The following is a 15,779-nucleotide window of genomic DNA, read 5'->3' on the forward strand; positions in this document are numbered from 1 at the left end:
GGCGACTCTCCCGCGGTTAGGCGACGCCCCTCGCGAGCGACCCGAGCAGCGGGAGCCCGAGGGCGCCGCCGACGGTGACGTAAACGACCGGGCGCATCTCGGGGACGAACGCGGCCGCGGGCCCGAGGGAGACGGCGAAGGCGGCCAGCGCGATCACCCCCGCCGCGAACGCGTACGCGACGCCGCGGCGGAACGTGGGAGCCACGAGCGCGGCCGCCGCGCCGGCGGCGACGAGCCCGAGCCAGTGGACCGACGCGAGGGCGACGCCGGCGACGAGCGCGACCGCGAGGGCGACGGCGTGGGGGCGGGAGTCGGTCCGGACCCGGTCGAGGAGCGCGTCGGGGTCGGTCACGACGAGTCACCTCTGAACGCGACCGTCTCGTCGGCGTCGGGCGGTCTCCTCAGCGACATCGGCTTCTGGTCGTTCGCCAGCCACGCCCGGAGCTGGTCGTCGTAGTGCTCGGAGAAGTAGTCGCCGGAGTTGCCGCCGGGGATCACCGCCGTGGCGTCGGTCCCGGGCCGAACGACCATCCGCCAGCTCGACCCAACCGCGTCGTCGACCCGGTAGTTCATCACGGTGGCGCGGGAGCCGTCGACCGGGATCTCGTCGTAGTTCAAGAAGGGCGCCTCGCCGCCGAGCGGGTGGGTTATCGCCGCCGTCGAGTTCCAGTCGCCGTACGTCTCCCACCCCGCCTCGGCGATCTCCGCGAGCGACTCCTCCAGCGCCGCGACCATGGTCTCCGGGCGCGAGCGGTCGGCGAAGATCGGATCGTCGTCGGGCAGCGCCGCGAGCACCCAGTCGCTCGGGCGGTACGCCTCGCCGAGGTCGGCCGCGTCGAACGTCGGCTCGAAAGCGAGTTCGCGGAACCGGTCGAGCCACCGCGCGAACACGAGCGCGGCGCGGGAGTCTCTGTCCATCCGGTAGTCCCAGTCGTCGAGGGCCTCGGCCGCCGCAGTCGCACGGTCCGACGGATCCTCGTCCGCACGTTCGCCCGCGGCCTCGACCGCCGCGATCAAGTCGGGCACCAACTGGGCCGCGCGCCCGTCGCGAACGTCCCGCTGGAGCGCGCGGTGGAAGGCCGGGTCGGTCGGCTCGTCGGACTCGATCGCGTCGTCGAGCCGGTCGGCGATTCGCATACCGCGGTAGGGAGTCGCGTACGCGACGCCGACGTAGTGGCGCGGGTCGTCGATCACGCGCTGGTTCGCGGTCGAGAGCGCGTCCGGGTCGATCGCGTGGGGTTTCTCCTCGAAGGGCACGAACCCGTCCCACGAGGACCGGCCGAACGGCTCGAACCCCGCCCACTCCCCCTCGCCGGCGGAGCCGTCGAAGATCCGGTCGCCGGCGACCGCCTCGCCGTCGACCTCGCGGATCGGGAGCTTCCCGGTCGCGTAGTACATCGTCCGCCCGTCGGCGTCGGCGTACACGAGGTTCTGGGTCGGGAGGTCGAACTTCCGCGCGGCCGCGAGCGCGTCGTCGAACCCCTCGCTTCGCCCCAGTTCGTCGATCGCGACCGTGGTCCGGGTCGCGGTGTGGCCGGTCCACGCGACGCCGACCCGCCGTCCTTCGCGCTCGATCAGGGGGCCGTGGACCGTCCGCTTGGTCTCGATCTCGCGGTCCTCGCCGCCCGACACGGGGATCGTCCGCGTCTCGGTCTCGAACTCGCGCCACTCGCCGTCGTAGCGGTAGCGCTCGCCCGCCTCGTCGGTCTCGTAGCGGTAGCAGTCGAGCACGTCGGCGCCGACGTTGGTGAACGACCACGTCCCGCGGTCGTTGGCGCCCGCGATGACGAAGGGGACGCCCGGAAACGTCGCCCCGCGGACCGACCGCTCCGGGGTCTCGACGCCCTGTTCGTACCACAGCGGCGGGGCCATCAGCGACAGGTGCGGGTCGTACGCGACGATCGGCGTCCCGCTCGCCGTGTGCTCGCCCGAGACGACCCAGCTGTTCGAGCCGACGCCGGTCGGGGACTCGAACCCGGAGAGCCACGCCGTGAGGTCGGCGTCGACGGGGTCGGAAGCGGCGACCCGTCGCCGGTCGGGACCGCCGACCCGCCTCCTGCTCCCGCCTCCGAGCCGCGTCTCGTCGCCGTCGAGGATCGTCGCGTCGTGGTCGAGTCGCCGCGGGAACAGCTCGTCAGCGCGGTCCGCGCCGAGACGGTCGACGACGACCGCCCGGCGGAGCGCCGAGAAGTCGCCGGTGAGCGTCCACGAGATCTGCTTTTCCATCAGCATCGAGTCGACCGGGGTCCACGGCCGCGGCTCGTGACCGACCAGCGCGAACTCCAGCGGGAGCGGCTCGGCCTCGATCGCGGCGTTGACACCGTCGGCGAACGCCTCGACGAGCGGCCCGGCCGGGGTCTCGCGCACGAGGTCCCACGTCGCCTCGGCGGCGTCGGCGAACCCCATGGCGAGGTTGAACTCGTCGCTCTCGACGGTCGACTCGCCGACCGCCTCCGAGAGCCGCCCGCGCATCACCCGCCGCTGGAGGTCCATCGCGAAGAGCCGGTCGAACGCCTGCAGGTAGCCGACCGCGAAGTACGCCGCGGCCTCGTCGGCAGCTTCGACGTGCGGGACGCCGTCACCGTCGACCCGCACGTCCGCGTCGCCGTGCGGGCTCGTAACGGTCTCCGGGAGCGACCGGTCGGCCGCGTCCCACGCCTCGCCGGAGAGCGGGGCGAACGAGTCGAGGAGGTCGGCCGCGGACGAGGCCGCGATCCCGCCGGTCCCGGCCGCTAACGCGGCGGCGAGGACGGCCCGGCGCGTGGTGTCGTTCGTCACCCCGTGACCGAGCCGTCGGTTCCTAATGATTATTCCGATGGGTCTCGGAGTCGACGGGAAACGCACATCCGTGCGCCGGCCCTGCGATCGGGTAATGGAGGTCGCGCTGGTCACGGTCGGCGACGAACTGCTCGCGGGCGACACGGTGAACACGAACGCCAACTGGCTCGCCGCGGAGCTGAGCGACCGCGGCGTCGCCGTGAAACGGGTCCTCTCGGTACCGGACGACCGCGCAGTCATCGCGGAGCGCGTCCGGGCGTACGCCGACGCGTACGACGCCGTGATCGTCACCGGCGGGATCGGCGGCACCCCGGACGACGTGACGATGGAGGCGGTCGCGGACGCGTTCGCCCGCGAGCTGGCCCCGACCGACCTGACGCGCGAGGCGGTCGAGGGGCGGCTCGCCGAGATCCGCGAGCGGCTCCCCGACAGCGACGTCGACGTTGACGTCGAGGCGGAGGCCGCGATCCCGGAGGGAAGCCGCCCGATATTGAACGATCCCGGGCTCGCGCCGGGCTGCGTCGTCGAGGGCGTCTACGTCATGCCGGGCATCCCCGAGGAGCTGAAGGCGATGTTCGAATCGGTCGCCGACGAGTTCGCGGGCGATCGGCGCTCGCGGTTCCTCTACACCGTCGAGCCCGAGTCGGACATCGTCCCCGCGCTGGAGGCGGCGGGCGAGCGGTTCGACGTCGCCGTCGGCTGCTACCCCGACCGCGAGGCGGAACACAACCGCCTGAAGGTGACCGCGACCGACGAGCGCGCGCTCGGCGAAGCGACCGCGTGGCTGCTGGCGAACGTCGACGCCAGCGAGACGCCGGTGCGCCGCGACTGGGGCGGCGAGTGACGGTGCGAAATATATAACTGCCGGCGTCGCTCCCGGTGACGGTCCACGAGGGACGGTCGTACCCGTACCGGCTGTCGTGGTTCGTCGTGTTCAATCCGCCGCCGGACGCGTGTTCGGACCGCCACGCCGCGCTCGTCGCCCTCGAGGACGAGCCGAACGTGTGGGACGGCTTCCGGACGTTCCGCCCCGCGCTGGTCGACCGGATCGACCGGCACGTCTCGACCGCGTTTTAAAAACTGACTCGCGACGCCGCGTCGACCGCCGACACCGCTAACTCGCTCGCGCGCCCTCCACCGATCCGTGCAATCGACTCCACCGACCGACCTCGCCGACCGCGTGATCGTCCTCACGGGCGCGACCAGCGGTATCGGCCGCCGCGCGGCCGCGACGCTGGCGGAGCGCGGGGCCACCGTCGCCGCCGTCGGACGGAACCGGGAGCGGGGCGAGGCGCTCGCCGCCGAGAGCGACGCGACGGCCGGGAGGGTCCGGTTTCACCGCGCCGACCTGGCGACTCGATCGGCGGTCCGCGACCTGGCCGCCGAGCTCCGCGAGTCGTACGCCCGGCTCGACGCCCTCGCGCACAACGCCGGGCTCTCGGCGGGGTCGCGGACGGAGACCGCGGACGGGACCGAACTCACGCTCGCCGTGAACCACCTCGCGCCGTACCTCCTCACCCGCGAGCTGTTCGACCGGCTCGCCGCCTCGGCGCCCGCTCGCGTCGTCGTCACCGCCTCCGACCTCCACCGGCGCGCGACGCTCGACTTCGACGACCTCCAACTCGCCGACGGCTACGACCCCCTCGACGCGTACGCCCGGTCGAAGCTCGCGAACGTCGCGTTCACCCTCGAACTCGCCGATCGGATCCCGGACGACGCGGGGGTCACGGCCAACTGCCTCCACCCGGGGTTCGTCCCCTCGACGAACCTGTTCCGCGACGCCGCGCTCCGGACGCGGCTCGCGGTCCGCGTCGCGGGGCTCGTCCCCGGCGTCGGGACGACGCGTCAGGCGGCGGCCGACCGCCTCGTCCGACTCGTCGCTTCGCCCGAGTACGCCGAGCGGACCGGGCGCTACGTCGGCGAGGAAGAACTGACGCCCGCGGACCCGGCGACCGATCCCGAGACGCGCGAGCGCCTCTGGACGGTCAGCGCCGACCTCGTCGGCGTCGACCCCGACTGGCCGTGAGCGAGGCGGTCTCTCTCACCCGTCGGACAGCTCCGCCCGCGCGGAGCGCCACCCCTCGAAGTAGGCGCCGGCCGGGTGATAGTCGGGCTCGACGCCGGGCGGGTCCTGCGCGACGCGGTCGCCGTCGGCGTCCGCGGGCAGCCGCTTCTCGTACCAGACGCCCGCCGGGCCGCGGAAGAGGTCGGTCCGGACGAGGAACCGCCGGTGCCAGTCCCGGAGCCGGTCGGCCTCGGCGGCGTCGCCGCGAGCCGCCGCGCGCTCGGCGAGCGCCGCGGACGCGCCGATCGCCTCCGCGAGCGCCCAGCCGTACCGGTCGGCGACGATAGGCGACCCGTCGGCCGCGTGGGTGTACACGAACCCGTTCTCCGCCCAGCCGCGGTCGACGGCGGCGTCGAACAGCTCGCGAGCGCGGGCGTACCAGTCGGTGGTCGCGGTCGGCTCGTCGTCGCTCTCCGCCTCTCCCCTCTCCTCGCGTTCCCGGCCCTCACGCTCCCCGCCCTCGTACCGGTCGAGCAGCGCGAGCAGCTTGGCCCACTCGGCGTGGTGACCCGGCTGATACCCCGGTGGCCGGAACCGGTGGCGGGGCTCGTCCGCGTTGTACGCGAAGTCGTGCTCCCAGTCGGCGGTGTAGTGCTCCCAGAGGAGCCCGCCCGTCTCGGCGGCCAGGTCGACCGCGATCGCCTCGGCGACGTCTCGCACGCGGTCGAGGTACTCCGAGTCGCCCGTCGCCTCGTAGGCGGCGAGGTACGCCTCGCAGGCGTGCATGTTCGCGTTCTGACCGCGGTACGGCTCCCGCTCGGTCCAGTCGGGGTCGCAGTCGCTCCGGAGGAGCCCCCTGTCGTCGCGGAAGTGGTCGTCGATCAGCGCGCGGGTCGCCTCGAGGTCGCGCTCGACGCCCTCGGTCCCGCCGCCCCCGATCCCGCCGCCCCCGATCCCGCCGCCCCCGATCCCGGCGTCGACCGCGCGGGCGTACGCCAGCAGGACGAACGCGTGGCCGTACGCCGACCGCGTGCGGTCGACCGGCTCGCCGTCGGCGTCGACGACGAGGTGATACCCCCCGTCGTCGGCGCGGTGCGCCTCGCGGAGGAACCGCAGGCCGTGCTCGGCGGCGTCGAGACACCAGTCGGGGCCGTCGGCGAGCGCGCCGACCGCGAAGTTGGCGATCGACCGACAGGTCGCGACGAGGTGGCGTCGGTCCCCGGCGTACGGGTTCCCGGTCGTCGGGTGGAGGAGGCGGTAGCCGCGGTCGGCGAGCGCGTCGGGGTACTGCACGCGCAGGACCGAGAGCAGCCGCGCCCGGTGCGATCGCGCCCGGGTTCGGACCGCCTCGCACGTCGTCTCGTTCATCGGCGTCCGGTTGGGCCGCGACCGGGTAAAACCGGTGCGTTCCGAGCGCCCGTCACGGCGAGTCACCACTCGGCGTAGGCGAGGTACGCCGCGCCCTCGTACTCCAGCAGCCACGTCCCGTAGAAGTCGTCCTCCCGGATCCCCTCGTGCTCCCGGAGCCGCTCGACCACCGATCGGAAGGCGTCGTCGTCCTCGAAGTACGCGCCGTCGATCGACTCCTCGACGACCTCGCGCTCGGCGTCCGAGAGCCCCGCGAGCACGAACAGGTACCGGTCTCGGACCCGGTCGGCGAACGTCTCCACGTCGGGCGCGACCTCGGTCGCCTCGTACCGGTACTCGACTTCCGACGCGGTGCGAGAGTCGACGGCGACCCGGTACCGCTCCCCGTCGTAGACGAGCACGTCGTACCGTCGCTCCGGCACGAACACCGAGTCGTTCCCGACCTCGGCGGCGCTGCCGTAGCCGACGCCGAGGTCGTAGCCGTCCCCCCTGGGCGGGTCCGCCTCGGAGAGGACCGGTTCGAGTCGGCGTCGGTCCGTCTCCGGGAGGTCCTCGAACGCGACCTCGCCCAGCTCCGGCGTCGCGTCTTCCGGATCGAAGTCGACGAGCACCTCGTACACGGTCACCTCGCTGCTCGCGATCCGCGTCTCCGAGAGCTCGTAGAAGGCCCCGTCGACCCGAACGGTGTCGACGCGGTCGAACAGCTCCGACCGCCCGCGGCGCGTGGCCGAGCCGTTTTCGAGCGCCGAGGCGACGACCTCGTACTCCTCCGAGCCGGGATCGGCCGTCGTCGACACCTCGTCGGCGATGTCGTCCGCGGTCGCCTCGGTCAGGTCGAGGACGACGGCGGGGTGGCCGCAGCCGGCGAGGGCGACGGAGAGGAGGGCGGTGCCGCTCGCGAGGAACCGGCGGCGTCGCATATCGGAGGTGACAGCGAGTCTGAACGAAAGCGTTGCGGTTCCGTGAGGTGTGATGACACCCGATGAGTCATCGGAGCAGCGATCGGACCGCCGACCGGCTTGCCATTTAAAAACCACCGGATCGATCCGGCACCATTCCCACACGGGGTGGTCCCGTCTGTTCACGCAATGAGGGCACAGACAGCTCCCGCGTCGGGGCGGTCGTCGACGCGAGGCGAGGGACGGTTCGCGACGGTCGAGAGAGAAGACGACCGCCGACTCGCGTACGCCGAGTACGGGACGGAGTCCGGCTCTCCGGTGGTGTTTCTCCACGGGACGCCCGGTTCGCGACGGCTCGCGGAGCTGTTCGAGCCGACGGCGCAGGACGACGATCTCCGGATACTCGCCCCGGATCGTCCCGGATACGGCCGATCCGACCCCTGGCCCGAGCGATCGATACGGGACGGCGAGCAGATCGTCCGCGCCGTGCTCGACCACGCCGGAATCGACGCCGCGCGTCTCGTCGCGTTCTCGGGCGGCGCCCCGTACGCGTTCGCGGCCGCGGCGGCGCTACCGGATCGCATCGAGCAGATAGACGTTGCCGCCGGCGCGACTCCGCCGGAGCACGCCCACGAGCGTCCGGCGGTACAGCGGGCCCTGAGCCGGATCGGGTCGGCGACGCCCTCTGTACTCGCCGCGCTGTTCCGCGCCCAGCGGTGGGTCGCACAGCGCCGCGACCCTTCGTTCGTCGTCGCCCAGTACACCACTGGGGATCCGGACACCGCCGTCCCCGATCGCGCGGCGGAGATCGTCCGGGCCGACTTCCTCGAAGCGCTTTCGCGACACCGCAGCGGCGTGGTCACCGAGTTCCGACAGACCGCGGCCGACTGGGACGTCGACTTCGAGGCGATCGACGCGCCGGTGCGGTGCTGGCACGGCGGCGACGACGCGAACGTCCCGATCGCCGCCGTTCGACGGTTCGAGGCCACGCTCCCGACCGCCCGGCTGGAGGTACTCGACGACGCGGACCACCTCCAGACGCTGCTCCGCTCCGTTCCCGCGATCTTGAGCGGCTCAGAGTCGCCTGCGCCGCCGACGGCGATAACCGAAACACGGATTTAAAAAGAAACGCCGCGAAACCGCGGGGCGAGGGATGAAACGCGTCCAGTTCGCGGCGACGTATCCGGAGCGGCTCGTGCATCCGCTTCACCGGCAGGTCATCGAGTCCGGGCCGGTCACCCGCGCCGAGCTGTTGACGTGGAGTCCCACCGCGGACGCGACGACGCTGTTCTGGTGTGACGCCGACGCGGACGCGACGGCGCCGGTCGTCCGAGCGACCGACTCGCTCGTCGACAGCGAACTCGTCGAGGATGGAGGGGGGACGTACGCGTTCCTCCGGCAGGACGACTACGAGTTCGCACCGGCGGTGCTGGACGCGATCGCGGCCGCCCGCGTAGTCTTCCTCCCCCCGGTCGTCTTTCTGGAGACCGGCGAGGTGCGGTTCGAGGCGGTCGGGGAAGCGGGGGCGCTCGGCGCGTTTCACGAGGCGCTCACCGATCTCGGCGACGTCACCATCGAGCGGGTCCACGAGTTCGAGCGGACGGCGTCGCCGTCGCGGCTCACCGATCGGCAGCGGGCCGCGTTGGAGGCGGCGGTCGCGGCGGGGTACTACGAGGTCCCCCGCGACGGGACGATCGCTGACGTCGCCGCCGCCCTCGACTGCTCGACGAGCACGGCCGGCGAACTGGTGCGAAAGGCCGAGACCGCGGTGATCCGCGAGTTCGTCGCGGCCGGCGAGGAGGACTGACGGGTCGCCCGAGGCGGTCTCTATTATACTCGGGCGGACCCCGCGTCACCTCGCCCGCCGGCGACCGCGGCGAGCCCGAGCACGGCGAGGTCGACGACGAGCGCGGCGGTCAGGCCGAACTCGAAGAGGACGCCGGCCCCCAGCAGGGGCGCGCAGACGGCGACGACGGCGGCTGCCGGTCCGGTCCCGCGAAGCGACCTGTACGCGGCGTATCCCACGGCGGCTTGGAGGGCGAGCAGCGCGATTCCGAGCGGGGCGAGGGCGGGCATCGGTCGGTCGTTCTCCGCGGTCGGATATATAAATACGGCCTGTGCGGCGCGTTCGCCGCGGGGCGGAGACGACTCACGGCCCCGGTCCGATCAGTCCGCCCCGAGCGCGACGGCGAGGTCGTCGGCCACGTCCGCGACGGCCTCGGTCGCCCGATCCACCTCGCGGAGCGTCATGAAGCCGTGCACCTGGTCCGCGTAGTTCTCGTAGCGCGTCGGGACCCCGTCCCGGACCAGCCGTTCGGCGTACGCCCTCCCGCCGTCGCGCAGCGGGTCGAACCCGGCGGTGACGACCGTGGCGGGCGCGACGCCGGACACGTCGCCCGCGTTCGTCGGGTCGGCGTACGGGTTGCGCCGGTGGAGCTCGTGGTCGTAGTAACACTCCAGGAACCACTCCAGGTCGGCCTCGCTGAGGACGATGCCGGCGTGTTCCTCGACCGACGGCTGCCCGGCCTCGACGCCGACGCCGGGGTACAAGAGCGCCTGGTAGGCGATCTCGGGGCCGTCGCGCTCGGCGGCCATGAGCGCGGCGACGGCGGCGAGCGCGCCGCCGGCCGAGTCGCCCGCGACCGCGACCTCTCCGGTCCCGTCGACCGCGTCCGGGTTGGCGGCCGCCCACTCGACCGCCGCGTACGCGTCCGCGACCGCCGCGGGGAACGGGTGTTCGGGCGCGAGCCGGTAGTCGACCGAGAGGACCGCGCAGCCGCTCTCCCGCGTGAGGTGGCGACAGAGCCAGTCGTGGGTCGCGACGCTCCCCAGCACGAACCCGCCGCCGTGGAAGAACACGGTCGTGGGGAACGGACCGTCGCCGTCGGGGAGGTAGAGCCGGGCGTCGAGGTCGCCGTCCGGCCCGGGAACTACTCCGTCGACGGTCTCCCCGACCGCGGGCGGGTTCCGGTTCCGGATCCGCATCGCCGGGCGCGTGAGCAGCCGCGCGAGCTTCAGTCCCCACCGGCTGTGCGGCAGCGGGAACCGCTCCTGACGCTCGACCGCCGCCTTCGCCTGCGGATCGATCTCGTCGGCGTGCATGGTCGACCCTGTGGCGAGCGGAGAGTAAGCCTTGGGGACGGCGCGGGTGAGAACCTATTTGTCGGCGTGAGCGAACACACGCACACGAAGGCCGCGGCGTCGATATCCCCACGATGAGCACGGATCAAGCCCCCGCCGACCAGGAGGAAACGGGCCCGCTAGCGACGTTCCGTCAGTTCTTCGCGTTGGAGCGTGACGTGCTGGTGGTCTCGCTGGCGATGTTCGCGTTCAGCCTCGGCTTCCAGATGACGAACCGGTTCCTCCCCGAGTACATGGTGGCGCTGGGCGCGTCCGGGTTCGTCGTCGGGCTGTTCGGTACGTTCGGGAACGTCATCTCCGCGCTGTACCCGTACCCGGGCGGTGCGATCTCCGACCGGGTCGGGTCGCGGTACGCCCTGACGCTCTTCGGGCTGGTCTCGACCGTCGGCTTCGCCGTCTGGCTGGTCGCCCCGACCGTCGGGACGGTCACCGTCGCGGGCGTGGCGATCGAGCCGTGGCTCTGGATCTTCGTCGGGCTGGTCCTCGCGCAGGCGTGGAAGTCGTTCGGCCTCGGCGCGACGTTCGCCGTCGTCAAGCAGGCGACGGACCCCTCCCGGCTGGCGGCCGGGTTCGCGAGCACCGAGACGTTCCGCCGCACCGCGTTCCTGATCGGGCCCGTCCTGGCGGCGGTCCTCATCGGTCTCCACCCGGCGTTCACCGTGAGCTTCCGGTACGTGCTCGCGGTGGCGGTCGCCTTCGGCGCCGTCGGGACGCTCGCGCAACACGTCCTCTACGACGCGACCGGGGACAGCGTCGGCGGCGGGCGGTTCGAGGGTCTCGCCCGGATTCGGACCGACCTCCGCGAGATGCCCGATCCGCTCCGGCCGCTGCTGATCGGCGACACGCTCGTCCGGTTCGCGAACGGGATGGTGTACGTCTTCTTCGTGCTCGTCGTCACGCGGATCTTCTCGGTCGGCCTGGAGACGACGGTCGCGGTCGGCGGGTTCTCCTACGCCGTGGACCTCTCGCCGCAGGCCTTCTTCGGCTACCTGCTCGGCGTCGAGATGGTGATCGCGCTGGTCACGATGATCCCCGCGGCGAAGCTGGCCGAGCGGGTCGGGCTCAAGCCGGTCGTCGCGCTCGGCTTCCTCGTGTACGGCGTGTTCCCGGTCGTCCTCGTCTTCGGCCCCGAACTCCTCTCGCCGCTCGTCTCGGTCCAGTGGGCGCTGGTCCTCGTCTTCGCCTTCTCCGGGCTCCGGTTCGCCGGCCTCCCCTCGCACAAGGCGCTGATCGTCGGTCCCGCTGACCGAGGGGCCGGCGGCCGGGTCACGGGGACCTACTACCTGCTGCGGAACACGATCGTCATCCCGAGCGCCGCGATCGGCGGCTATCTCTGGGACTTCGTCAGCCCAGAGGTCGCCTTCACCGTCGCCGCCGCGATCGGACTCGTCGGGACCGGCTACTTCCTCGTCTTCGGCGAGGAGTTCGAGGCGTACGCCTAGACCGATGCGAATCTTGACCGATAGCGGGAGTAGGTATAGCACGTTGGGTGAGTGGCTGGTTATAAGTGATCGAGTTGTGTTGCTGTCGGCTGTTTATAAGTGGTTAATGCTGGATCGGCGACGAACACCTCCAAAGCCCCAGCCGGTGAGGCGGGCGCACGCTCGCTGCGCGCTTCAGTCGCTGGTTGCACTCGCTCCTTCCAGTGCTTACGTCGCCTACGGCGTCCTCGCGGCAGCGAGGCGCTTCGCGCCTCTGGCAGCCGGCGGCGTTGCCGCCGGCGACTGCCCCTTTGAGTCCCGCCCCGACCGCACCGCAACCGCCCCTCACACCTCCCCAGCCTCGTCGGCCACTCTCCGCTTCGCTCCGAGTGGCCGACTCCCTCACGCCGTCGGTGAGCGGCCCACTGGGCCGCTCACCGGGGCGCGCCACCGCGGCGTTTATTTATAAACGATCGTCGCGATCGCTCCTAACATTTTAAATACCCTCTTGCCACCACCGATCTGCAACACTCACTCCCGCTATCGATCACCGCCGTGTCTGCACTGATCGCCTCGGGCTCAGAATACGCCTCTTAGCGAGGAGTTCAACAGAACTGCCGGCACGAAACGCTCAGACAGCGCAGCGGAAAAACGTCGGATCGACCGATCTACGACGACGACGGCGACATCTCGATGTTGAGGCTCTTCTGGACGAGCTGGGTGAACGCCATCGAACACAGGAAGTACCAGACGATCCACATCTGGATCGGGCCGACGATGCCCGTGTCCCACGTGACGGTGCCGGCGAGCGGGACCACGAGCTCCTGTGCGGCGACGTCGGGGTACGCGGCGGTGGAGCCGCGGTAGCCGATCACCCAGAACATCCAGAGGAACGCCGGGATCGTGAGGAACATGATCCACACCATCGGGCGGAACTGCTCTTTGAACATCCCGAGCTGGTCGCCCATCGCGTCCATCTGCTCCTCCTGGATGGCGTCGAGCTCCTCCTGGTCGTCGCGCTCCTTCGCGTCTTTGCGACGTTCCTGGATGTCCTTCATCCGGTCTTGGTACATGCTCATCTTGTCCATGTCCATGAGTCCCGCGCGCAACAGGGTCGAGTACAGCCCCGTCGCGAGCGCGATCACCATGACCACGACGTAGAAGGGAACGACGTTGAGGAGCGGCCCCAACACGAGGTCGAAGGCGCCGGCGATCGCGTTCCGGACCGGGTTGACGGCGTAGCCGACGAACGCGCCCAGCGTCGCGACCCCGGCGATCTTGTCCCACTTGGTCCACGAGGTCGTCTCCGGGGTCTCGACGTCGCTGCCGGTGTCTCCGTCGTCGTCCTCCAGTCCGGCCTCGATGGCGTCGCGGTCCGCCAGCGCGAAGCCGGTGTCGCCGTCGACGAGGATCTCCTTCTCGATGAGCCGGCCCCACTGGCCGCTCGTGATCTCGTCGCGGACGTCGATCCACTGGACCTCGCCGTCCGTGGCGTTGTCGAGGACGACCTCGACCGCGTCTCGCATCTCGCCGTCCTCGCCGACCAGCGAGCGGACTCTCCGTTCGACCTTGCTCATTACCGCTGGGTTGTCGGCGGACGGTTAAGAACCTTGCAGGATCGCCGGCGGCCCCCCTCGCCGGTCCGTCGCTCGTCGTCGGTCAGCCCGTTACTCGTCGAGGACGCCGCGGATGCGCTCGAAGACCTCGTCGGGCGTCGCCTCGCCGTCGACCTCGACGAGGTCGCCCTCGTCGCGGAAGTGGTCGATGACGGGCTCGGTGTTCTCGTAGAACACCTCGAGCCGCTCGCGGGCGGTCTCCTCGGTGTCGTCGTCGCGCTGGATCAGCTCGCCGCCGCAGTCGTCGCAGACGCCCGCCTCCTCGGGCGGCTGGAAGTCGACGTGGAAGTTGGCTCCGCAGTCGTCGCACACCCGCCGGCCGGTGAGCCGGTCGACGAGCACCTCGTCGTCGACGGCGAGGTAGATCACGGCGTCCAGGTCCGTAATCGAAGAGAGGTACTCCGCCTGGTCCGGGTTGCGCGGGTAGCCGTCGAGCACGAAGCCGTCGGCGTCCGCCAGCGCGGCCTCGACGATCTCGTTGACGACGGGGTCCGGGACCAGCTCCCCGGCCTCCATGAACGAGCGGGGCGTGCCGTACTCGGTCTCCATGTCCTTGTTCGCGCGGAGCGCGTCGCCCGTGGTGACGTGCTCGACGCCGTACTCGTCGGCGAGCTTCGCGCTCTGCGTCCCTTTTCCGGCGCCCGGCGCCCCCAACAGAAGGATCCGATGACTCATACCGGAGCGCTCGCCCGCCGCACGTAAAGGCTTGAAGATCCCGGCCAACGCTACGCGATCCCCGGGACGCCGCGGACGACTCGCGAACCCCTACTCGTCGCTCTCGCCCGCGTCCGCGTCCGCGTCCGGGTTCAGCCGGAGCCCCATCTCCAGCTCGAAGCTCTCGGCGTCGGAGGTCTCGAACCCGATCTTCTTGTACAGTGAGACGGCCGCGCGGTTCCAGCGCTCCACGGTGAGCCACACCTTCCGGACGCCCTCGGCCTGCCCGTGACCGAGCAGCCCGCGGATCAGGTGCGTACCGATGCCGGCGCGCTGGTACTCCTGGTGGACGAAGATCGCCAGCTCGTAGGCGTCGCCGTCGGGCACCAGCGTCGCGTGTCCGGCCACGTCGTCGCCGCACCACGCGATCACGTTGAGGCAGTCGTCGCCGAGGATCGCGTCCAGCCACTCCCGGATGCGCTTCTCCCCGCCCGGCGGGATCCCCTGCGCGCGGTCGGCGGGGTCGAAGGCGTCGTACATCTCGACGAGCGCCTCGTACCCCTCGTCGGTGCCCTCGTAGGGACGGATCTCGACGGTGCGACCCTCCCGGTCGGCGAACTCCGTGGGGGGAACGGGGAACTCGTCGGCCACCGCTTCCGGGTATCCACGGTCGCTCATCTGACCAGCGTGACGGACGTCTTGGCGTTCAACAGGACGAACTCGGCGATCGATCCGATCGTGATCTTCCCCATCGGGCTCGTGTGCCCGCCGCCGAGGACGATCTCCTCGAACCCCTCCGTCTCGGCGATCTCCACGAGCCGGCTCCCCGGATCGCCCTCGACCTTCCGAACCTCGGCGTCGAGTCCCGCCTCCTGGACCGCCGACTCGGCCTTGTCGACGATCTCGTCCGGATCGACTGACGAGTCCGGGTTCTCAACCACCGCGACGGTGAGGTCGTCGTTCGCGACCGCCGCCCGCTCGACGGTCCGGTCGAGCGCGCGGAACGAGTCGTCGCTGCCGCCGATCCCGCAAAGCACCTTCATACGTCTCCCGTTCGCACGCCGGTACAAAAATGGATCTCCGATCGCGGTCCGTTTCGGTCGGATCCCGGACTCCCACCGCCGCGTCGTCCACCGACAACCCTTTTGTTCGGCGGTCGGGTTACTAATAGCATGAACGAACCAACCGATCCCGCGTCGGACGAGGGATCGGACGCCGCCGACGGGACCGCGGACGCCGACGGGACCGCGGACGCCGCGGGGGAGGCGTCGGAGCCGGGCGTCGAGGGCGACGACGCCGGGAGCGTCGAGGACGGCGACACCGAAGCGGTCGGAGGGGACGCCGAGACTGCCGGCGGGGACCAGGTCCCCCCCGAGGTCCGCAAGTACGAGCGGTTCAAGAAGATGGACGGCGCCCGCTACGAGCGCGTCAACGACTTCCTCCGCGACCGGACGTACATCACGGCTCGAGAGTGGGCGATCGCGCGGCTCTGCGCCGACTTCCGCACCGAGACCGGCGTCGAGATGACGAAGATCGGCGAGAACCTCCCCGAGCTGGTCCCCTTCATGACCGACACGTACACGCCGCAGGCGGTCAATCAGGCGCGCTACTCCTTCGAGGAGAAGGTGACGAAGGCGGGCGCGACGTTCCTCTACGGCGCGATGTCCGGCTTCTTCACCGCCGAGGACTTAGACGAGATGATGTACGAGGTGACGGAGGTCGCGAAGTTCCTCCTCGAGGTCGAGGGGGTCGACCTCGCCGTCGCCGACGAGCTCGAAGCGGAGGACCGGATCAGCGAGGTGATGCGCGAGGTGCGCGCCTCCTCCGCGGACCTCAGAGGCGAGGAGGTCCGGTGTCCCGAGTGCGGGCACGTCCACGAACCGACCGAGGAGTAGCG

At 71.1% G+C, this 15,779-nt stretch carries 16 protein-coding genes and 1 pseudogene; 7 read left to right on the top strand and 10 right to left on the bottom strand.

All coding sequences use genetic code 11. The features are described 5' to 3' along the window. Positions 1-16: 16 nt before the first annotated feature. Together C469_RS10480 and C469_RS10485 are read right to left on the bottom strand one after the other, a co-directional pair. Entirely contained in the window at positions 17-352 is a 336-nt protein-coding gene (locus tag C469_RS10480; RefSeq protein WP_008006434.1) for a hypothetical protein, read from the bottom strand. Further along, on the bottom strand, positions 349-2,778 hold the full coding sequence (locus C469_RS10485; RefSeq protein WP_008006437.1) for a penicillin acylase family protein: 2,430 nt from the start codon (positions 2,776-2,778) through the stop codon (positions 349-351). Before C469_RS10485 ends, C469_RS10480 begins: the two co-directional genes overlap by 4 nt. 94 nt (positions 2,779-2,872) lie before the next feature. On the opposite strand from C469_RS10485, the gene C469_RS10490 reads away from it, so the two are divergent. From C469_RS10490 to C469_RS10500, 3 genes and pseudogenes are all read left to right on the top strand, one after another. Then, complete coding sequence (locus tag C469_RS10490) at positions 2,873-3,622, top strand: competence/damage-inducible protein A (RefSeq protein ID WP_008006439.1); 750 nt, start codon at positions 2,873-2,875, stop codon at positions 3,620-3,622. Between the two features lie 23 nt (positions 3,623-3,645). Continuing rightward, a pseudogene (locus tag C469_RS10495) lies at positions 3,646-3,855 on the top strand (DICT sensory domain-containing protein); the annotation flags it as partial. Between the two features lie 67 nt (positions 3,856-3,922). After that, positions 3,923-4,804: an SDR family NAD(P)-dependent oxidoreductase gene (locus C469_RS10500; protein WP_008006443.1), complete on the top strand. Its 882-nt coding sequence runs from the start codon at positions 3,923-3,925 to the stop codon at positions 4,802-4,804. Positions 4,805-4,819: 15 nt separating this feature from the next. Here the strand turns inward: C469_RS10500 and C469_RS10505 are convergent, their stop codons facing one another. Together C469_RS10505 and C469_RS10510 are read right to left on the bottom strand one after the other, a co-directional pair. Beyond that, positions 4,820-6,151: an AGE family epimerase/isomerase gene (locus C469_RS10505; RefSeq protein WP_008006444.1), complete on the bottom strand. Its 1,332-nt coding sequence runs from the start codon at positions 6,149-6,151 to the stop codon at positions 4,820-4,822. Positions 6,152-6,213: 62 nt separating this feature from the next. Then, positions 6,214-7,071 (bottom strand): hypothetical protein, encoded by an 858-nt coding sequence (locus tag C469_RS10510; protein ID WP_008006445.1) that lies wholly within the window; start codon positions 7,069-7,071, stop codon positions 6,214-6,216. 168 nt (positions 7,072-7,239) lie between these two features. Between C469_RS10510 and C469_RS10515 the strand changes: the two genes are divergently transcribed. Both C469_RS10515 and C469_RS10520 read left to right on the top strand, forming a co-directional pair. Then, the gene (locus C469_RS10515; protein ID WP_008006446.1) at positions 7,240-8,172 is read left to right on the top strand and encodes an alpha/beta fold hydrolase; all 933 of its coding nucleotides are present in this window, start codon (positions 7,240-7,242) and stop codon (positions 8,170-8,172) included. Between the two features lie 31 nt (positions 8,173-8,203). Then, the gene (locus tag C469_RS10520; RefSeq protein WP_008006447.1) at positions 8,204-8,857 is read left to right on the top strand and encodes a helix-turn-helix domain-containing protein; all 654 of its coding nucleotides are present in this window, start codon (positions 8,204-8,206) and stop codon (positions 8,855-8,857) included. Positions 8,858-8,880: 23 nt separating this feature from the next. On the opposite strand, the gene C469_RS10525 is transcribed toward C469_RS10520, so the two are convergent. Then, positions 8,881-9,126 carry a hypothetical protein gene (locus tag C469_RS10525; RefSeq protein WP_008006448.1) on the bottom strand — a complete coding sequence of 82 codons (246 nt, stop codon included), beginning with the start codon at positions 9,124-9,126 and terminating at the stop codon, positions 8,881-8,883. Positions 9,127-9,216: 90 nt separating this feature from the next. After that, positions 9,217-10,152, bottom strand: coding sequence for an alpha/beta hydrolase (locus C469_RS10530; protein WP_008006449.1), 936 nt, complete (start codon positions 10,150-10,152; stop codon positions 9,217-9,219). Positions 10,153-10,265: 113 nt separating this feature from the next. Here C469_RS10530 and C469_RS10535 point away from each other — a divergent pair, with 113 nt between their 5' ends. Beyond that, entirely contained in the window at positions 10,266-11,633 is a 1,368-nt protein-coding gene (locus tag C469_RS10535) for an MFS transporter (RefSeq protein WP_008006450.1), read from the top strand. 647 nt (positions 11,634-12,280) lie between these two features. On the opposite strand, the gene C469_RS10540 is transcribed toward C469_RS10535, so the two are convergent. The 4 genes from C469_RS10540 to C469_RS10555 form a co-directional block, all read right to left on the bottom strand. Continuing rightward, on the bottom strand, positions 12,281-13,189 hold the full coding sequence (locus C469_RS10540; protein ID WP_008006451.1) for a DUF106 domain-containing protein: 909 nt from the start codon (positions 13,187-13,189) through the stop codon (positions 12,281-12,283). A 90-nt stretch (positions 13,190-13,279) separates the two neighbouring features. Then, entirely contained in the window at positions 13,280-13,903 is a 624-nt protein-coding gene (locus C469_RS10545; RefSeq protein ID WP_008006452.1) for an adenylate kinase, read from the bottom strand. Between the two features lie 90 nt (positions 13,904-13,993). Continuing rightward, on the bottom strand, positions 13,994-14,560 hold the full coding sequence (locus C469_RS10550; RefSeq protein ID WP_008006453.1) for a GNAT family N-acetyltransferase: 567 nt from the start codon (positions 14,558-14,560) through the stop codon (positions 13,994-13,996). Beyond that, entirely contained in the window at positions 14,557-14,925 is a 369-nt protein-coding gene (locus tag C469_RS10555) for a universal stress protein (protein WP_008006455.1), read from the bottom strand. The genes C469_RS10550 and C469_RS10555 overlap by 4 nt, the downstream gene beginning before the upstream one ends. Before the next feature lie 129 nt (positions 14,926-15,054). On the opposite strand from C469_RS10555, the gene C469_RS10560 reads away from it, so the two are divergent. Then, positions 15,055-15,777: a DUF5806 family protein gene (locus tag C469_RS10560; protein ID WP_008006456.1), complete on the top strand. Its 723-nt coding sequence runs from the start codon at positions 15,055-15,057 to the stop codon at positions 15,775-15,777. Positions 15,778-15,779: the final 2 nt, after the last annotated feature.

The organism is Halorubrum lipolyticum DSM 21995 (assembly GCF_000337375.1).
Classification (GTDB): Archaea; Halobacteriota; Halobacteria; order Halobacteriales; family Haloferacaceae; genus Halorubrum; species Halorubrum lipolyticum.

Bases quoted from the DNA above. Each gene is read 5' to 3' on its own strand.
- C469_RS10490 (WP_008006439.1), top strand. From the start codon at position 2,873: ATGGAGGTCGCGCTGGTCACGGTCGGCGACGAACTGCTCGCGGGCGAC.
- C469_RS10525 (WP_008006448.1), bottom strand. From the start codon at position 9,126: ATGCCCGCCCTCGCCCCGCTCGGAATCGCGCTGCTCGCCCTCCAAGCC.
- C469_RS10510 (WP_008006445.1), bottom strand. From the start codon at position 7,071: ATGCGACGCCGCCGGTTCCTCGCGAGCGGCACCGCCCTCCTCTCCGTC.
- C469_RS10520 (WP_008006447.1), top strand. From the start codon at position 8,204: ATGAAACGCGTCCAGTTCGCGGCGACGTATCCGGAGCGGCTCGTGCAT.
- C469_RS10515 (WP_008006446.1), top strand. From the start codon at position 7,240: ATGAGGGCACAGACAGCTCCCGCGTCGGGGCGGTCGTCGACGCGAGGC.
- C469_RS10560 (WP_008006456.1), top strand. From the start codon at position 15,055: ATGAACGAACCAACCGATCCCGCGTCGGACGAGGGATCGGACGCCGCC.
- C469_RS10540 (WP_008006451.1), bottom strand. From the start codon at position 13,189: ATGAGCAAGGTCGAACGGAGAGTCCGCTCGCTGGTCGGCGAGGACGGC.
- C469_RS10555 (WP_008006455.1), bottom strand. From the start codon at position 14,925: ATGAAGGTGCTTTGCGGGATCGGCGGCAGCGACGACTCGTTCCGCGCG.
- C469_RS10535 (WP_008006450.1), top strand. From the start codon at position 10,266: ATGAGCACGGATCAAGCCCCCGCCGACCAGGAGGAAACGGGCCCGCTA.
- C469_RS10530 (WP_008006449.1), bottom strand. From the start codon at position 10,152: ATGCACGCCGACGAGATCGATCCGCAGGCGAAGGCGGCGGTCGAGCGT.
- C469_RS10550 (WP_008006453.1), bottom strand. From the start codon at position 14,560: ATGAGCGACCGTGGATACCCGGAAGCGGTGGCCGACGAGTTCCCCGTT.
- C469_RS10505 (WP_008006444.1), bottom strand. From the start codon at position 6,151: ATGAACGAGACGACGTGCGAGGCGGTCCGAACCCGGGCGCGATCGCAC.
- C469_RS10545 (WP_008006452.1), bottom strand. From the start codon at position 13,903: ATGAGTCATCGGATCCTTCTGTTGGGGGCGCCGGGCGCCGGAAAAGGG.